A 15,288-nucleotide genomic window follows, 5' to 3' on the forward strand; every position below is an offset into this window, starting at 1 on the left:
ACCCCCCTCCTCCCCCCGGGCCCCGTATACCCCCCCCCCCCCGTCTGCCGCCCGTCATGGCGCCGGGCCCCACCCCCACCAGGGGGTGCCGCCCCTTCCGCATGACCGCGGCAGCGTCAGGACTCTTCGCCGTCGACGATGACCCTGGTGGCGCAGGACACCTTCGCGTTGCTCCCGGAGCACTCCTGCTTCATAGCGTTGACGAGGTGAATCACCCCGTTCTCCTCGCTGGTGACCCGTTCCTTGCGCACGTCCGCGCAGCGCACGTGCCCCTTGCCGTCGTTGGTGCACTTACCGGGACTCTCGACGGCGGCGGCCTGAACGGCGCCGAGACCGATCAGGGCGGAGCTGCCCAGAACCCCTGCCAACACCGTGATCTTGAACGACTTGAGCATCTACCTTTTCCTTCACGCTCGGCCCCGCCGCTGCTGCGCGGCGGGGCCGTCAGGGAAGCCGAGACGGCCGACGAAGCGGGGCAGGCCCGGCGTCCGGATCGCGTGCGTCCGGACGCCGGGCCTGCCCTTCACCCGAGGGTGGTCACTTGCCACCGAAGGCGAGGGAGCTGGCGCACTCCACGACGTTCGCCTCCTTGTTCTCGACGTTGCCGAGACCCAGGATGCCGACCGCGAGGTTGATGTCGTCGATGGCGATCAGCGACTGGACCGAGTTGTCCTGCACGCAGTTCGTGGTCTGGCTGTTGTTGACCTCCACCTCCGGCTCGTCACCGGCGAAGCTGGTGCCGGCACCGAGGAAGCCGACGCTGCTGAGCATCGCCACGACGACGGCGGCCTTCTGGTACTTGCGCATTACTGCTCCATTCTGGAAGTGACTCGACCCACGGCGGGCCGGTCGGTGACAGCCGCTAAACATAGAGCGACCTTTGCGACAATTGATAGTGAAACGCCGAACGGTATTCATGCGACAGAAAAAGGCACATCAGGCCGCTGTCGCCATTTCACACAATCAGCCCGGCAATTCGGCCATCGAGCGACACGCACCTGCGCATCGACACGCGGTCAGGACTTCTCGCCTTCGACAACAAGGCTGCTGGTGCACCTGACCTCGCCCTTGCCGGAACAGCTCTGCGACACCTTGCTGTCGATGCGCACCTTGCCGTCCTGTTCGGTGACGCGGTACTCGCTGACCTGGACGCAGCGAATCTGGCCCTTGTCGTTCTTGGTGCAGTTGCCCGGACTCTCGGCGCCGACGGCCTGGACGGCACCGAAACCGGTCAGCGCGAGGCCACCCAGGAGGCCCGCCACCGCGATCTTCTTCGACTGGAACATCAACCTTGTTTCCTTGACGGTCATGGGGTGACAGAGGGGCCGTGCGGGCCCGGGTCCGCACCGCGAAGGCGCGGAACCCGGAGCCCGCCAGGCTTACCTGACAGCGACTGCTCAGCCGAGGTTCGAGGAGCAGGCGATGGCGTTGGTCTCGACGTTCGACGCGTTGCCCAGGCCGAGGATCGCCCCGACACCGGCGGTGACGTCGTCGATGGTCACCAGCGACTGGATCGACTGGTCCTGGGCGCAGGTCGTGACCTGCTCGCTGTTGAGCTCGAAGCCCGGGTTGTCACCGGCGTGGCTCACGCCGGCACCGAGGAAGCTGACGCTGCCGAGCATGGCCGCGACAACGGCGGCCTTCTGGAACTTACGCATTACCTCTCCGTTTCTCGTGCGGACACAGCCCGTTATGGGCTGGTCACTGACGGTTGTTAACGTAAGCGAACTTTGTGGCTTTGGGTAGCCGAAACGCCCATATGCGTAACTTTTCCATGAAGATGCAGGTCAGGGGCTTGCGAGGTCATCTCGAACGGTCCATGGCGAGGTGGGCGCAGACCGCGGTTCGCCTCAAAGGGGGCCAAAGAGTGATCCCTGGACATACCCCGTGACCCGGGTTGCCGTCCCGCGTTGAGCGGTGCGTGCGGCGCTAGTCGTGCTGCCGCGCTTAACCAGTCAGTAAGGAGAACGTGATGTCTCACATCGCGAAGGTCGGCGCCATCGCCCTCGGCACCGGTGCCGTGGTTCTGGGCAGCGCCGGCCTGGCCTCGGCCCACTCGGGCGCCGAGGGTGCGGCCGTCCACTCGCCCGGCGTCCTGTCGGGCAATGTGATCCAGGCTCCGATCCACGTCCCCGTCAACCTGTGCGGCAACACCGTGAACATCATCGGTGCCCTGAACCCCGCCTTCGGCAACTACTGCGTGAACAAATAGCAGTTCCGCGGTCTACGCACTCCGTCGTAGCGCCCCGGGAGCCCCGGTAGCCTCGCGCCCGGGGCTCCTTCTCTGCGCGCCACCACAGAAGCGGGAAAACATGTGGCCCCCGGTGCCGGCACCGGGGGCCACATGTCGCTGGAAGGTGAAAACTCAGGCGTGCAGCCCCACGTCGCCACGCACCGGCTTGACCTCGTTCACGACGGCCGCCGCCTCCTTCGCGGTGCCCATCACCGATTCCTGGTCGGTCTCGAGCGTGTCCGACTCGTGCAGCGGCATCAGCTCGAAGGGAACCGCGGTGCGCAGGCCCGTGTCGAGGCCGGTGGACGCCAGGTCGGTGGAGTCGGCGTACGCGGGCGCGGCGACACCGGCGGCGATCAGGGACCCGGCAAGGACGGCGGCAGCCTTCAGGGACTTCATCGTGTTCCTTTCTTCGGCAACGCAAGTCGCCGGAGTGGTTCTGTCGCCGTGCACAACGATCCCCGGCCGGAGCGGAAACCGGGAAATCGAAGATTGCCGAGTTCTCATACGAGATACGAATTCTATGAACTGACGGTGCTCCTGAGGCCGCGTCGTGTTCTCAGGAATTCGGCAGCAGGAGTGACGTGAGCGCGGACAGCACTCCCGGTGACGCGGCGGCCCCCGCGGGATCGGCGGGAGCCGCCGGGTCCGCGGGCTCTGCGGGGTCCGCGGGCTCTGCGGGATCCGCCGGCTCGGCGGGGGCGGCCGGCTCGGCGGGGGCGGGCAGGGTCGTGGCCGTCTGCGGGTCGGTCCCGGTCAGCGCGTCGAGGAGCTCGTCCACCCGGGCGAGGAGCTCGTCGGTGGACACGAGGGCGGCATCGGCCACCGCGTCCGCCGCATCCGTGGCGCCCGTGATGTCCGACGCGTCCGTCGTGGACTCCGTGCTGTCCGTGCTGTCCGTGCTGATCGTGATCTCCGTCGTGCCGGTCGACGTGGTCTCGGTCGTCGTGGTCGTCGCACTGCTGCCGGCCCCGGTCTGGCCGGACGTGGGGAGCAGCAGGTCCAGGAGGCTGTCGAGGGCCTCGCGCACGGCGTCCAGGCCGCTGTTCGCGGTGCCGTCGTCCTCCTCGGCCGTGGGCAGCAGCACGCCCGTCACCGGCGCCGGCAGACCCGGCAGCAGCGGCGTGACGGGAGCGGCGGCGGGAGTGGAGGTGTGGGTGGTCACGGTCGTGGTGACGGTCACGGGGTCGTCGGCCGCCGCGCGGGTCACTGCCGTCCGGGCCGCGTCGGCCAGCTCGCGGGCCCGGACCGGGGGGAGGTGGCCGTCGGGAGCGGCGAGGACCGCCTTGATCAGCTCGGCGACCGGGGCGAGGTCGCCCCGGGCCGCCTCGGTGTGCGAGACCCGCACGAGAAGCGCGGCGGATGACGCCGCCGGGTCCTGCCCGGAGAGCCGGTCGGCCGCGAGGGCGGCCGGGCCGGTGGTGGCCAGGAGGGCGGCGCACAGGGCGCCGAGTGCGATGCGCCGGGCCGGCAGAGCGCGCATGAAGAGTCCTTTCGCGGGGCTTCGGATCTTGCACCCACCGTCGAAGCGCCCGCGACGCCCCGCAACCGGGCGTACGCCTTTCGGTCCGGGCCGCCGTCACCCTGCTGCGCGTCCCGGCAGATGAGCCGGGATGCGGGGGAACGGGAGCGGCAGACCCGGTTCCACGATTCCAACACACTTGCCACCCTTAGAAGAATTTCACCTACTTTGTCCGTTTGGTGACTAGAGTTGCGGTGCTCCGACGCACCTTCCTTGGGCGGACGCATCGCACTCGTCCCCGCTGCCCTGCCGCCGCCACCCTTTTCCGAAAGGCTCCGAACGGTCATGCGCCAAACCCTGGGTCAGCTGCTTCGCCATGTGACGGTGGGCGTCCTCGCCCTGGCCGCGCTGTGGGCGCCCTGCGGCTCCACCGCCGTCGCCGCACCCGCCGCACCGGCTCCTGAGGCGGAGGTGATCCCCTTCAGCGAGCGCTACCGGGCCCTCCAGCACGGCGACATCGTGCGCGCGGCCAACTCGTCCGCCACCTGCCGTGCCTCGGCGTCCTCCTGCCGCGCGGTGCAGAACGGCACGCGGCCCGGTGTGAACGGCGACTTCGACATGCACTACATCGACGTCGACGACGACCCCAACACGTACAACTCCTCCCGGGGGGAGGTCCGGCTGCCCTCGGGCTCGCGGGTGACGTACGCGCGGCTGTACTGGGGCGGCAATCTGCTCGTCGGCGAGCAGAAGCCGGCCGAGGACAACGGGCGGGTGCTGATCGCCGAGCCGGGCGGCAGCTACAAGGAACTGCTCGCGGACACCGTCGTCGGGCACCGCGTGGCGGGCGGCATGGACGCCTTCCAGGCCTCCGCCGATGTGACCCGGCTCGTACGGGACAGCGGGTCCGGCCTCTACACGGTCGCGCAGATCAACGTGGCCGGCGGGCAGTCGGCGGCCGGCGCCTGGGGCGGCTGGACGCTGGTGGTGGCCTACGAGAACCCGGCGGAGCCGCTGCGGCACCTGTCGGTGTGGGACGGCTTCGCCCCGCTGGGCGGCGACTCCGGCGCGGCCCTCGCGCTGCGCGGCCTGCCGTACCCGGCGGCCGCCGGGGGCCGGGCGGGCATGGTGGCCTACAACGGCGACCGCGGCACCACCGGCGACTCCCTCGTCCTGACCGCGGGCGACACCGCCACCGCGCTCGGCAACGGCGCCGACCCGGCCGACGACGTGCTGAACTCCACCGTCTCCGATCCCGCGAACGCGCCCTCCTCGCGCGTGCCCGCGTACGCCAACACCCTCGGCTACGACTCCGACGTGTTCGACCTCGGCGGGCACCTCACGCGCGCCGGTGACCAGGTGGCCCTCCGCCTCACCTCCGAGCGGGACGCCGCGTGGGCCGGCGTGCTCTTCGCCGCCGTCGACGCCCGTCCGTGAACCCGCCGTCCCACGTTCCGGACCCCTGCGTGAGCGAGGAAACCGTGCCCACGGACCTGACACCGCCCGGCCGGCGGCCACGCGTCCTGCACCTCACCCAGCCCGTGGACGGAGGCGTCGCCCGCGTCGTGACCGACCTGGTGCGGGCGCAGCTCGCCGACGGCATGGACGTCACCGCCGCCTGCCCCGACAGCCCCCTCACCACCCGGCTGCGCTCCCTCGGCGCGCACGTGCGGACCTGGGACGCGACCCGCTCGCCGGGCCCTTCGCTGGCGCGTGAGGTACGGCAACTCAAGGGGATCGTCGCCGAGGTGCGGCCCGACCTGGTGCACGCGCACAGCGCGAAGGCCGGGCTGGCCGGGCGGCTCGCCGTGCGCGGGCGCGTCCCCACCGTGTTCCAGCCGCACGCCTGGTCGTTCGAGGCGGTGGGCGGGAGCACGGCCGCGCTCGCCCTGCGCTGGGAGCGGTGGGCGGCGCGCTGGGCCTCCCGGGTGATCTGCGTGAGCGAGGCGGAGCGGGCCACCGGGGTGGACGCGGGCGTCCGCGGCCGCTGGATCGTCGTCCCCAACGGCATCGACCCCGAGCAGTTCCGGCCCGCGGACGCCGGTCCGGTCAGGGCCCAGCTCCCCCGGCTGAGCACCCTGGACGATGCGCCGCTCGTCGTGTGCGTGGGGCGGCTGTGCCGGCAGAAGGGGCAGGACGTCCTGCTGCGGGCCTGGGACGCCGTACGGCGGCAGGTGCCGGGGGCGCGGCTGGTGCTGGTCGGCGACGGTCCCGACCGGGACCGGCTGCGGGCCGCCGCGCCGCGCTCGGTGGTGTTCGCCGGGGCCGTGGCGGACGCGGCGCCCTGGTACCAGGCCGCCGACCTCGTCGTGCTGCCGTCCCGCTGGGAAGGGATGGCGCTGGCCCCGCTGGAGGCGATGGCCTGCGCGCGGCCCGTAGTGGTCACGGACGTCGACGGGGCCCGCGAGAGCCTGCCGCCGTCGCTGGCCGGTCGCTGCCTGGTACCGCCGGAGGACCCGGGGGCGCTCGCCCGGACCGTGGCCGCGCTGCTGCTCGACCCGCCGCTGCGCGCGTCCCTCGGCGACCGGGCCCGCCGCCATGTGCTGTCCCTCCACGACGTGCGGCACACCGCGAGAGCGGTCGCCGGCGTCTACCGCGATCTGCTCGGCGCCCGGCCGGCCGTGACCGGGGCGCACCCGCTCCGGACGGCCGGCGGCGCCGAGGCCGACCGGACGACACAGCGCGTCGAGTACTCAGAGCACAGGGAGTCCATCCACTCGTGACCGCCGAACGTACCGTGACCTCCCCCGGTGTCGCACCGCGGGAGCACGGATCCTCCCCCCTGTCCGTCATGCCCCCGCGCGGCTCCGGCACCGCTTCCCGGCTGCCCGCCGCACGACCCCCCGACCGCCCCGCCTCCCCCGTCCCCCCGCTGCTCGCGGACGGCGCGGCGGCCCTGCTCGCCTGGTGGACGGCCGCCGGGCACTCCCCGCTGCTCCTCGCCCTGCTGGCCGGGGCCTCCCTGCTGCTGCGCCCGCGCGTCGGGCCGACGCCGGTGCCGGCGCTGCTGGAGGAACTGCCCGCCGTGTGCGGGCGGGTGGCGGTGGCCTGGCTGGCCGCAGCCGCGCTGTGGGCGGCGCTGCGGCCGCAGGACGCGCTGTCCGTGGCCACCGTGCTGACCGGGTTCGCCGTGCAGGTGGCGGCGGCCGGCGGACTGCGCGCGCTGGTGCACGGGCGGCGGCGCGCCGCGCTGCTGCGCCACCCGCGGGCGGCGCTCGTCATCGGTCCCGCGGCGACCGCGCAGCGCGTGGCCGCCGCCGTGCTGCGCCACCCCCGCAGCGGGGTGCGGCCGGTAGGAGTCGTCGCCGCGCAGGGGGACGGGACCGAAGGAGGCGTTCCCGTGCTGCGGACGGACGAGGAGGTCGAGCGGGCGGTCATTCAGAACGGGGTGCGGGCGGTGCTCGCCGTCCACCCGTCGGTGCGCACCGAACAGGGCCCGCTGCTGCGGTCGTTGGCCGCGTCGGGATGCGTGGTGTGGGAGGTCGACGCCGACGCCGCGCCGTACCCGGCGCGGGAGCGGCTGGCCGGGTTCTCCTGCCGGCGGCTGGACCTCGCGGCGGTGCGCGGCGGGGGCGCGGGCAAGCGGCTGCTCGACATCCTGGTGTCGGGGACGCTGCTGCTGCTGGTCAGCCCGCTGCTGCTGGTGTGCGCGGTGACGCTGCGGCTCACCGACGGGCCCGGGGTGGTGTTCCGTCAGGAGCGCATCGGGCGGGACGGCAGGCCGTTCACGCTGCTGAAGTTCCGCACCCACCGGCCGGTCGACGAGCACGAGTCGGCGACCCGGTGGAGCGTGGCCAACGAGCACGAGATGCGCCGTTTCTGCCGGATGCTGCGCCGCACCTCGCTGGACGAGCTGCTCCAGCTGTGGAACGTGCTGCGCGGCGACATGAGCCTGGTCGGCCCGCGCCCCGAACGCCCGTACTTCGTCGCCCAGTTCAGCGAGACGTACCCGGGTTACGCGGCCCGGCACCGGATGCGCGCCGGCATCACCGGGCTGGCGCAGGTCCACGGGCTGCGCGGCGACACCTCGATCGAGGACCGCGCCCGGTTCGACAACGCGTACATCGACGACTGGTCGCTGTGGCAGGACGTCTGCATCCTGCTGCGCACGGCGGCCACGCTGGTCCGTCCGACGGGGAGCTGACGCCAGGTGAGCCACGTCCCCGTACTGCCGCTGCCGCGCCGGGCCGCCCGGCTCGCGCCGGTCCTGCCGCTGGTCGCGGTGGTCGCGCTGCTGGCCCTGCCGGCCACGGGAGACGGCGTGGGACCCGCCGACGTGGTGTCCGCGCTGGTGGTGGGGTACTGCGTGATCCTCCTGCTGCGAGAGCGGCGGCGCCCGCTGTCGCCGCGCGCGGCGGTGGTGCTGGGACTGCCCGTGGCGGGGCTCGCGGTCGCCGCCATGGGCGCGGCCTCGCCGGCGGCGGGGCTCGGCGGGATGGCCCGCTACCTGCAGGTGTTCGTGCTGGTCCCGGCGGCCGTGCTGGTGCTGCTGCGCGGCCGGGCCGACTTCCGGGTGCTGGCCTGGTCGTTCGTGGGCCTCGCACTGTGGCAGGGGGCCGTGGGCGTGCACCAGTACGTCACCGCGACCGGCGCCAGCTACCAGGGCGAGACCGTCCGCGCGGTCGGCACCTTCGGGGCGCAGGACGTGATGGGCATGGCCACGGCGGTGGCGCTCGGCATGGTCTGCGCGACCGGGCTGGCGCTGGGCCGCACCCCGTCGTGGCAGCGGGCGGCGGCGGCCGGATGCGCGGTCGCGCTGATCGTGCCGCTGGCGGTGTCGTTCAGCCGGGGCGCCTGGATCGCGACCGCGCTGGCCTGCGCGGCGCAGCTCGCGCTGGCGGGACTGCGGCGGGCGCTGAAGGTGGGGGCGGCCGTGGTCGCGGCGGGGGTGGTCCTCGTGGGCGGCTTCGGCGTCGGTACGGCGATGCTGCAGGAGCGGATCGACAGCATCACGCAGGTGGCCGACGCGCCGGACCAGTCCGTGGTGGACCGGTACACGCTGTGGGCGTCGGCCGCCGGCATGTGGCGCGACCACCCGCTGACCGGCGTGGGGCTGAAGAACTTCCCCGAGTACCGCGACGGGCACGCCACGCTCGCGCTGTCCTCGGGCAGCGACATCGAGGGCGCCGGGGAGACGTACCACAAGCAGGCGCTGCTCTCCCCGCACAGCATGTACCTGCTGGTGCTCAGCGAGCAGGGTCTGCTCGGCTTCTGCGCGCTGACGGGGAGCTGGCTGGCGCTGCTGGTGTGCGCGGTGCGCGCCCTGGTGCGGGCGCGGCGCGACGGGCGCGGTCTCGACTGCGCGCTGATCGCCTGCGGCCTGCTGCTGTGGCAGCTCACCGACTACGTGTACGGCGACATCGGCGGCCCCTCGACCGTCCTGACCGGGGTCGCCCTCGGCCTGACGGCGTGGTGGGGGCTGGCGGAGCACGGCCGGGAGGGCGCGGCCCGCCAGGACGCCGCCCCGGGCCGGGCGGAGGAGGCGGTGGCCCGATGACGTCCCTCCCCGCCCGGCCGGCCGGTACGCCGCCGCTCGGCGCGCCGCCCTCGCTCCCCCTCCCCGGCTCGCCCACGACCGAGACCCCCCGCACGACCCGCACCACCCGCACCCCGGACCCCGGCACGGCGACCGCCGGTCCGGCACGCACGGAACCGACGGCCGCGGCGCACGCGGCACCGGCGGGCGGCGTCCCGTCCGCCGACCCGCCGTCCGCCGACCCGCCGTCGGCCGGCGCCGCGCCCGGCCCTCGCGCGGAGTGCGGCCGGCCCCGCGGCGGGAGCCGGGTGGTCGCCGCCGTCCCGGCCCGCGCGAAGGCCCGCGCCACCGCCGGACCCGCCCGCGCCGGCGCCGGTGCGTCCGGCCGCCCCCCGGGCGACCGCGCCGGCGCAGGTCCGGAGGACTCCGGGGACTCCGGGGAACCCGGTGCCTCCCGCCGCTTCCTCGCCCGCGCCGCGCTCGTCACCGCCGTGCTGTCCATCGCCGGGTCGCTGCTCGGCCTGGTGCGGGACCAGTCGCTGGCCCGGCTGTTCGGGGCGGGCAGCGACACGGACGCCTTCCTCGTCGCGTGGACCGTGCCCGAGATGGCGGCGACGCTGCTGATCGAGGACGGGCTGGCGATCGCGCTGATCCCGGCGTTCAGCATGGCGCTGGCCCGGCGCGCCCGGGGCGTCCCCGGCGACCCGGTGCGCGAGCTGGTCCGGGCCACGCTGCCGCGGCTGTGCCTGGCGTTCGCCGCGGTGGCCGCGCTGGTCGCCGCGGGGGCGCCGTACCTGGTGCGCGTCCTCGCGCCCGGGCTGCCCGACCCCGGGCTCGCCGTGGACTGCACCCGGCTCACCGCGCTCAGCCTGCTGGCCTTCGGGCTCGCCGGGTACTGCAGCGCCGCGCTGCGGGCGCACCACCGCTTCCTCGCCCCGGCGGCGATCTACGTCGCGTACAACACCGGGATCATCGCGACGATGTTCGCCTTCGGCGACGCGTGGGGGGTGCGCGCGGCCGCGGCCGGGGTCGCGGTGGGCGGCTGTCTGATGGTGGCGGCGCAACTGCCGTCGCTGTGGCGGCAGCTCACCTCCCGCACGCCCGCGCCGGCCGCCGCCGTCGACGGTCCGGCGGACGAGGAGCGGCCGGTGCGGCTGGCGCTGATCGCCGCCGTGCTGCTGTTCGCGCTGTGCCGTCAGTCGCAGGTCCTGGTCGAGCGGTTCCTGGCGTCCTCACTGCCCGCGGGCGCGATCTCGCACCTCAACTACGCGCAGAAGGTCGCCCAGATCCCGATGACGCTGTCGCTGATGGTGTGCACCGTCACCTTCCCGGTGGTGGCGCGGGCGCTCGCCGACGGGGACACCGCGCGGGCCCGCACCCGTGTGCAGCGGGACCTGGTGCTGGCCTCCTGCGTGGTGCTGCTGGGCATGTGCGCGGTGGTCGCCTGCGCCCCGCAGATGACCGGACTCCTCTTCCAGCGCGGGGCGTTCACCGCGTCCGACACCGCCGCGACGGCGGACGTGATGCGGGTGTACGCGCTGGGCCTGCTCGGCCAGACGCTGGTGGGCGCGCTGGTGCGCTGCTACTTCTCGGCGGGCCGCGCCCGCTGGTACCCGCTCGGCGTGATGGGCGTGGGCATCGTCGCCACGTCCCTGATCGGCGCGCTGGCGGTGGGCCGCTGGGGCGTCGCGGGGATCGCCGCGGCCAACGCCGCCGGCATCACCGTCACCGCCGCCCTGCTGCTGACCGGTCTGCGCACCGCCCCCGCCGGGGACGCGCCGGGCCTCACGGTGGGCGTCCGCCGGGTCCTCGCCGACCTCGGCCGGCCCGTCCTCGCGTCCGTCCTGGCCGTCACGGCCGGGGTGTTCGCCGCGGGCCGCTTCTCCTCGCCCGTGGCGTCGCTCGCGGCCGGCTGCCTGGCCGTCACCGCCGTCTTCCTCCCCCTCGCCCTGTCCGCCCTGGGCGTGGGCGCCGCGACCGTGCGGCGCTCCGTCCGTACCGTCACACGAAGGCTCACACATGGCCGCACCCGTTGAATCCCCGCTCGCCGACCGCACCCCGGCGGGCCGCCGCCCGGCGTCCGTCCCCTGGGTGGCGATGTACCACTCGGTGGGCGACTGCTCGGACGACCCGTACCGCATCACGGTCACCCCGGACCGGCTGGAGCACCAGCTGACCTGGCTGCGCCGGCGTGGGCTGCGGGGCGTGTCCGTGGCGGAGCTGCTGGACGCGCGCGCCCGCGGCGAGGGGCAGGACCTGGTCGGTCTGACCTTCGACGACGGCTACACCGACTTCCTCACCGGCGCGCTGCCGCTGCTGCGCCGTTTCCGGTTCAACGCGACCCTGTTCGTGCTGCCGGGGCGGCTCGGCGGCGACAACGCCTGGGACCCGCTCGGCCCGCGCAAGCCGCTGCTGACCGCCGACGGCGTCCGGCGTGCCGCCGGGGAGGGCGTGGAGATCGGCTCGCACGGACTCACCCACGTCGACCTGACCCGCGCCGACGACACCGTGCTCGCCGCCGAGGTGACCGACAGCCGCGCCCGGCTCGCCGAGCTGACCGGCGCTCCGGCGGACGGCTTCTGCTACCCGTACGGCACGGTCGACGCGCGCGCCGTGGAAGCCGTGCGCAAGGCCGGTTACCGGTACGCCTGCGCCATCGACCCGGGCCCGCTGACCGGCCCGCACGCCCTGCCGCGGGCGCACGTCGGGCAGAACGACACGGCGTGGCGGCTGCACCTGAAGCTGCGGCTGCACCGCTGGCGCCGCCGCCCGGTGGAGGGCGTGTGAGATGAGGGCGCTGCACATCATCACCGGTCTCGGCGTGGGCGGCGCGGAGCAGCAGCTGCGGCTGCTGCTGCGTCATCTGCCCGTCGACTGCGACGTGGTGACGCTCACCAACCCGGGCCCGGTCGCCGAGGGCCTGCGCGCCGACGGGGTGCGGGTACTGCACCTGGGCATGGCGGGCAACCGCGACGTGGGCGTGCTGCCGCGCCTGGTCCGGGTGATCCGCTCCGGCGGCTACGACCTGGTGCACACGCATCTGTACCGGGCCTGCGTGTACGGCCGGCCGGCCGCGCGGGTGGCGGGCGTGCGGGCGGTCGTGGCGACCGAGCACTCGCTGGGCGACTCCCAGATGGAGGGCCGCGCGCTCACCCAGGGCGTGCGGGCGCTGTACCTGGCGAGCGAGCGGCTCGGCTCGGCGACGGTGGCCGTCTCCCCGACGGTGGCGGACCGGCTGAAGCGCTGGGGGGTGCCGGCCCCGCGGATCGAGGTGGTGCCGAACGGCATCGAGCTGGACCGCTTCCGCTTCGACCCCCGGCGACGGGAGCGCACCCGCCGGCGGCTGGGGCTGCCGGACGGCGCGTTCGTCGTCGGCGGGGTGGGCCGGCTCGCCCCCGGCAAGCGGTTCGACGTGCTGGTGCGGGCCCTCGCCGCGCTTCCGGAGGACTGCTGGCTGCTGCTGGTGGGCGGCGGACCCGAGGAGCACGTGCTGCGCCGCACCGCCCACGAGGCCGGGGTGTCCGGGCGGGTGCTGTTCACTGGGGAACGGCCCGCCGTGCCCGACGGCTCCCCCGGCCCCGACCTGCCCTCGCTCACCTCGGCGATGGACCTCTTCGCGTCCCCGTCCACGGAGGAGGCGTTCGGCCTCGCGGTGGTGGAGGCCCTGGCCGCCGGGCTGCCCGTGCTCTACGGCTCCTGCCCGGCGATCGAGGACCTGCCGCCGGACGCCTCGGCCGGCGCGCGGCGGGTGCGCGGCGGCCCCGAGGCGTACGCCCGCGCGATCGCCGAGGTCCGCGCGGCGGGCCCGGCGCCGCGCACGGCCGCCGAGGCGGCCCGCCATTACAGCATCACCCGCAGCTCCGCCCGCCTCATGGACGTGTACGCGGCCGCCGTGGCCGGCCCGTCCCCGTCCCCCCACGCCAAGGAAGCCCGCCCCTCATGACCGACACCCCGACCCGTCTGCGCCTCCCGTCCCTGGACCGCGTCAGGAGGCTGCCCGCCTGGTCCGCGCTGGTGGCCGGCACGCTTCTCGGCGGCCTGTCCGGCGGCGCGTACGGCCTGCTCACGCCGCCCGAGTACTCGGCGACCAGTTACGTCGTGGCCGTCCCCACCGATCAGGCCACCCCGGAGTCCGCGCGGGGTTTCGCGCAGGCGTACGGGCGGGTGGCCGCCCAGCTCGCGGTGCTGGGGGACGCGCAGGTGTGGGCCGGTGTGCCGGTGCGCACCCTGCGGGACAGCGTGCGCACGGCGACCTCGCCGGACGCGCCGATGGTGTCCGTCACGGCCGTCTCCGAGCGGCCCGACACGGCCGTCGACATGGCGAACGCGGTGGCGCGGGCGCTGACCCGGCACGCGGAGGACTCCAAGGACAGCACCCGGGTGCGGCTGGTGCAGTTCTCCCGCGCGGTGAAGCCGTCCGCGCCCGCGTCGGCGTCGCCGGCGGTGACCGCCCTGGTCGGCGCGAGCGCGGGCGGGCTGCTCGGCGGGCTCGCGCTGCTGGCCCGGCCCCGCCGCGGCGGCCGGGACGGGGAACCGGCGCCCGCCGCCTCGGTGCCCGGTCCGGCCACCGCCGCCGACGTGCCGCGGTGACGGCGGTGGTCCCGGCCGGGACGGGCCCGGCGCTACCGGGAGCGCGACCACCAGTCGAGGCGCAGGCACAGCTTCCCGCCGAGCCAGTGCTCCACCCAGCGTCCGAGGTCCAGCGGCGCGCAGTGGTCCGGCAGCTCCGGTCCCGCGGGCGGCTCGTCGGGCGCCGGGGTCTGCGGGTCCTCGGGCGTGCGGCCGTAGAGGGCGGAACGGAAGACGCGGGAGGACTCCGGGTTGTCGTCGCACTGCCACACGCCGTGCGGGCAGTAGTCGGTCACCGTGTGGTAGAGGGGCCGGTGCTGCTGCATCCAGGCGAGCATGCCGCGCATGTACGCGGGATTGTCGCCGTTGCGGAAAAGCCCCCACTCCGGGTAGGAGATGGGCTTTCCGTGCGCCTTGGCGAAATCGACGTGCGCCTGGAGTCCGTAGGGTTCCTCCACCTGTTCGTCGAAGGACATCCCGGACGGCTGGTCGTAGGAGTCCATTCCGATGATGTCGACGGTGTCGTCGCCGGGATAGCACTGCGTCCACGGCACGGCGTCGCGGCCCCGGTTGGGCGTGAACTCGAACCGGAATTCCTGGCCGGGAACGGAACGCATCGTGGTGACGATGCGGTTCCAGTACTTCTTCCAGTTCTCCGGGTCGGGGCCGCAGCGGTGGGTGTAGGTGACGCCGTTCATCTCCCAGCCGAGCACCAGCACGGTGTCCGGGATCCTCAGCGCGACGAGCCGTTCGGCGAGGGCGCGGAAGTGGTGGTCGAACTCGCCGGCCGCGCCGCGCCGCAGCAGCTCGCGGACCTCCCCGTCGGGCACGCCCGCCTCGTTGCGCTCCTGGAGCGGGACGTTGAGGACGAGCATGCGTGTGTCGTCGGCGTTGCGCCACCGCGCCCACGCCTCGAGGAAGCCGACGTCGCCCTCGATGTCCTTCCAGTGGTTGCCGGGCAGGTAGGTGTGGCCCACGCGCAGTTCCGCGCCGCCGAGCCAGTGGCTGAGCTGCTCCATCCGCTCCACACCGCGCTCGTCGGAGGCGAGGAACGCGCCGAACGGCGGCACGCCCTCCGCGGGAGCGGGCGTGGACGGCGGGGCGACCGCCGGCGGCCGCACCTCCGGGACGGCGGGGACGGCGGGTGCGGGGAGGTAGGGCACGGACACGGCGGGGACACCGACGTCGGGCGTGGGGAAGGCCGACGCGGCGGGTCCGGCGGCCGGTGCGGGACGCCCGGTGGGGCCCGGCGACGCGGCCCCGGTGTCGTCCGTGGGCGCCGCCCCGGCCGCGGGACCCGCCGCCAGGGCGGCCGTCACCACGACCGCCGCCGCGCCCACGGCCAGGGCGCGGGCCCGGACCCGCCTGTGCTGTGGGGCCATTGGCTGCTCCTCTTCTCGCTCGCGTCCGTCTGCTGCTCAATGCCTCGCTGTTGACGGACAGTCATATGAAGTCAGCCATACGACATACGACAGTGCCACTGTCGCTGCGGCTTTCGAGTGCCGTTCTCCCCCGTGTGGGTGAGACGGCGCCAGAAGAAAGTGAGAA

The 15,288-nt window shown here is 74.4% G+C and carries 16 protein-coding genes; 9 read left to right on the top strand and 7 right to left on the bottom strand.

Annotated elements, in window-relative coordinates:
* Positions 1–116: 116 nt before the first annotated feature.
* From ACIQ8B_RS12285 to ACIQ8B_RS12300, 4 genes are all read right to left on the bottom strand, one after another.
* A complete protein-coding gene (locus ACIQ8B_RS12285) occupies positions 117–395 on the bottom strand; it encodes a hypothetical protein (protein ID WP_403546626.1) in 279 nt (92 codons plus the stop codon).
* Positions 396–537: 142 nt separating this feature from the next.
* Positions 538–807 carry a hypothetical protein gene (locus ACIQ8B_RS12290; RefSeq protein WP_403546627.1) on the bottom strand — a complete coding sequence of 90 codons (270 nt, stop codon included), beginning with the start codon at positions 805–807 and terminating at the stop codon, positions 538–540.
* 209 nt (positions 808–1,016) lie between these two features.
* A complete protein-coding gene (locus ACIQ8B_RS12295; RefSeq protein WP_403546628.1) occupies positions 1,017–1,310 on the bottom strand; it encodes a hypothetical protein in 294 nt (97 codons plus the stop codon).
* Positions 1,311–1,397: 87 nt separating this feature from the next.
* Positions 1,398–1,658, bottom strand: coding sequence for a hypothetical protein (locus tag ACIQ8B_RS12300; protein ID WP_403546629.1), 261 nt, complete (start codon positions 1,656–1,658; stop codon positions 1,398–1,400).
* Between the two features lie 314 nt (positions 1,659–1,972).
* Between ACIQ8B_RS12300 and ACIQ8B_RS12305 the strand changes: the two genes are divergently transcribed.
* Positions 1,973–2,212, top strand: a complete 240-nt coding sequence (locus ACIQ8B_RS12305; protein WP_290004482.1) for a chaplin — start codon at positions 1,973–1,975, stop codon at positions 2,210–2,212.
* A gap of 153 nt (positions 2,213–2,365) precedes the next feature.
* On the opposite strand, the gene ACIQ8B_RS12310 is transcribed toward ACIQ8B_RS12305, so the two are convergent.
* Both ACIQ8B_RS12310 and ACIQ8B_RS12315 read right to left on the bottom strand, forming a co-directional pair.
* Entirely contained in the window at positions 2,366–2,632 is a 267-nt protein-coding gene (locus ACIQ8B_RS12310) for a hypothetical protein (RefSeq protein WP_290004483.1), read from the bottom strand.
* A 160-nt stretch (positions 2,633–2,792) separates the two neighbouring features.
* A complete protein-coding gene (locus ACIQ8B_RS12315; RefSeq protein ID WP_403546630.1) occupies positions 2,793–3,716 on the bottom strand; it encodes a hypothetical protein in 924 nt (307 codons plus the stop codon).
* Positions 3,717–4,040: 324 nt separating this feature from the next.
* On the opposite strand from ACIQ8B_RS12315, the gene ACIQ8B_RS12320 reads away from it, so the two are divergent.
* The 8 genes from ACIQ8B_RS12320 to ACIQ8B_RS12355 are packed head-to-tail and all read left to right on the top strand — an operon-like array spanning position 4,041 to position 13,761.
* The gene (locus tag ACIQ8B_RS12320; RefSeq protein WP_290004485.1) at positions 4,041–5,132 is read left to right on the top strand and encodes a DUF3344 domain-containing protein; all 1,092 of its coding nucleotides are present in this window, start codon (positions 4,041–4,043) and stop codon (positions 5,130–5,132) included.
* Between the two features lie 44 nt (positions 5,133–5,176).
* A complete protein-coding gene (locus tag ACIQ8B_RS12325) occupies positions 5,177–6,418 on the top strand; it encodes a glycosyltransferase family 4 protein (RefSeq protein WP_403546777.1) in 1,242 nt (413 codons plus the stop codon).
* On the top strand, positions 6,415–7,839 hold the full coding sequence (locus tag ACIQ8B_RS12330; RefSeq protein ID WP_403546631.1) for an exopolysaccharide biosynthesis polyprenyl glycosylphosphotransferase: 1,425 nt from the start codon (positions 6,415–6,417) through the stop codon (positions 7,837–7,839). The genes ACIQ8B_RS12325 and ACIQ8B_RS12330 overlap by 4 nt, the downstream gene beginning before the upstream one ends.
* Before the next feature lie 6 nt (positions 7,840–7,845).
* Positions 7,846–9,192, top strand: a complete 1,347-nt coding sequence (locus tag ACIQ8B_RS12335) for an O-antigen ligase family protein (RefSeq protein ID WP_403546632.1) — start codon at positions 7,846–7,848, stop codon at positions 9,190–9,192.
* Positions 9,189–11,207: a murein biosynthesis integral membrane protein MurJ gene (murJ, locus tag ACIQ8B_RS12340; RefSeq protein ID WP_403546633.1), complete on the top strand. Its 2,019-nt coding sequence runs from the start codon at positions 9,189–9,191 to the stop codon at positions 11,205–11,207. Before ACIQ8B_RS12335 ends, murJ begins: the two co-directional genes overlap by 4 nt.
* On the top strand, positions 11,191–11,958 hold the full coding sequence (locus tag ACIQ8B_RS12345; protein WP_403546634.1) for a polysaccharide deacetylase family protein: 768 nt from the start codon (positions 11,191–11,193) through the stop codon (positions 11,956–11,958). Before murJ ends, ACIQ8B_RS12345 begins: the two co-directional genes overlap by 17 nt.
* Before the next feature lies 1 nt (position 11,959).
* Positions 11,960–13,114: a glycosyltransferase gene (locus ACIQ8B_RS12350; RefSeq protein ID WP_290004491.1), complete on the top strand. Its 1,155-nt coding sequence runs from the start codon at positions 11,960–11,962 to the stop codon at positions 13,112–13,114.
* Positions 13,111–13,761, top strand: coding sequence for a lipopolysaccharide biosynthesis protein (locus tag ACIQ8B_RS12355; protein WP_403546635.1), 651 nt, complete (start codon positions 13,111–13,113; stop codon positions 13,759–13,761). Before ACIQ8B_RS12350 ends, ACIQ8B_RS12355 begins: the two co-directional genes overlap by 4 nt.
* 32 nt (positions 13,762–13,793) lie before the next feature.
* On the opposite strand, the gene ACIQ8B_RS12360 is transcribed toward ACIQ8B_RS12355, so the two are convergent.
* A complete protein-coding gene (locus ACIQ8B_RS12360; protein WP_403546636.1) occupies positions 13,794–15,122 on the bottom strand; it encodes a glycoside hydrolase family 26 protein in 1,329 nt (442 codons plus the stop codon).
* Between the last annotated feature and the right edge of the window lie 166 nt (positions 15,123–15,288).

Source organism: Streptomyces sp. NPDC096105 (genome assembly GCF_044763335.1).
Classification (GTDB): Bacteria; Actinomycetota; Actinomycetes; order Streptomycetales; family Streptomycetaceae; genus Streptomyces.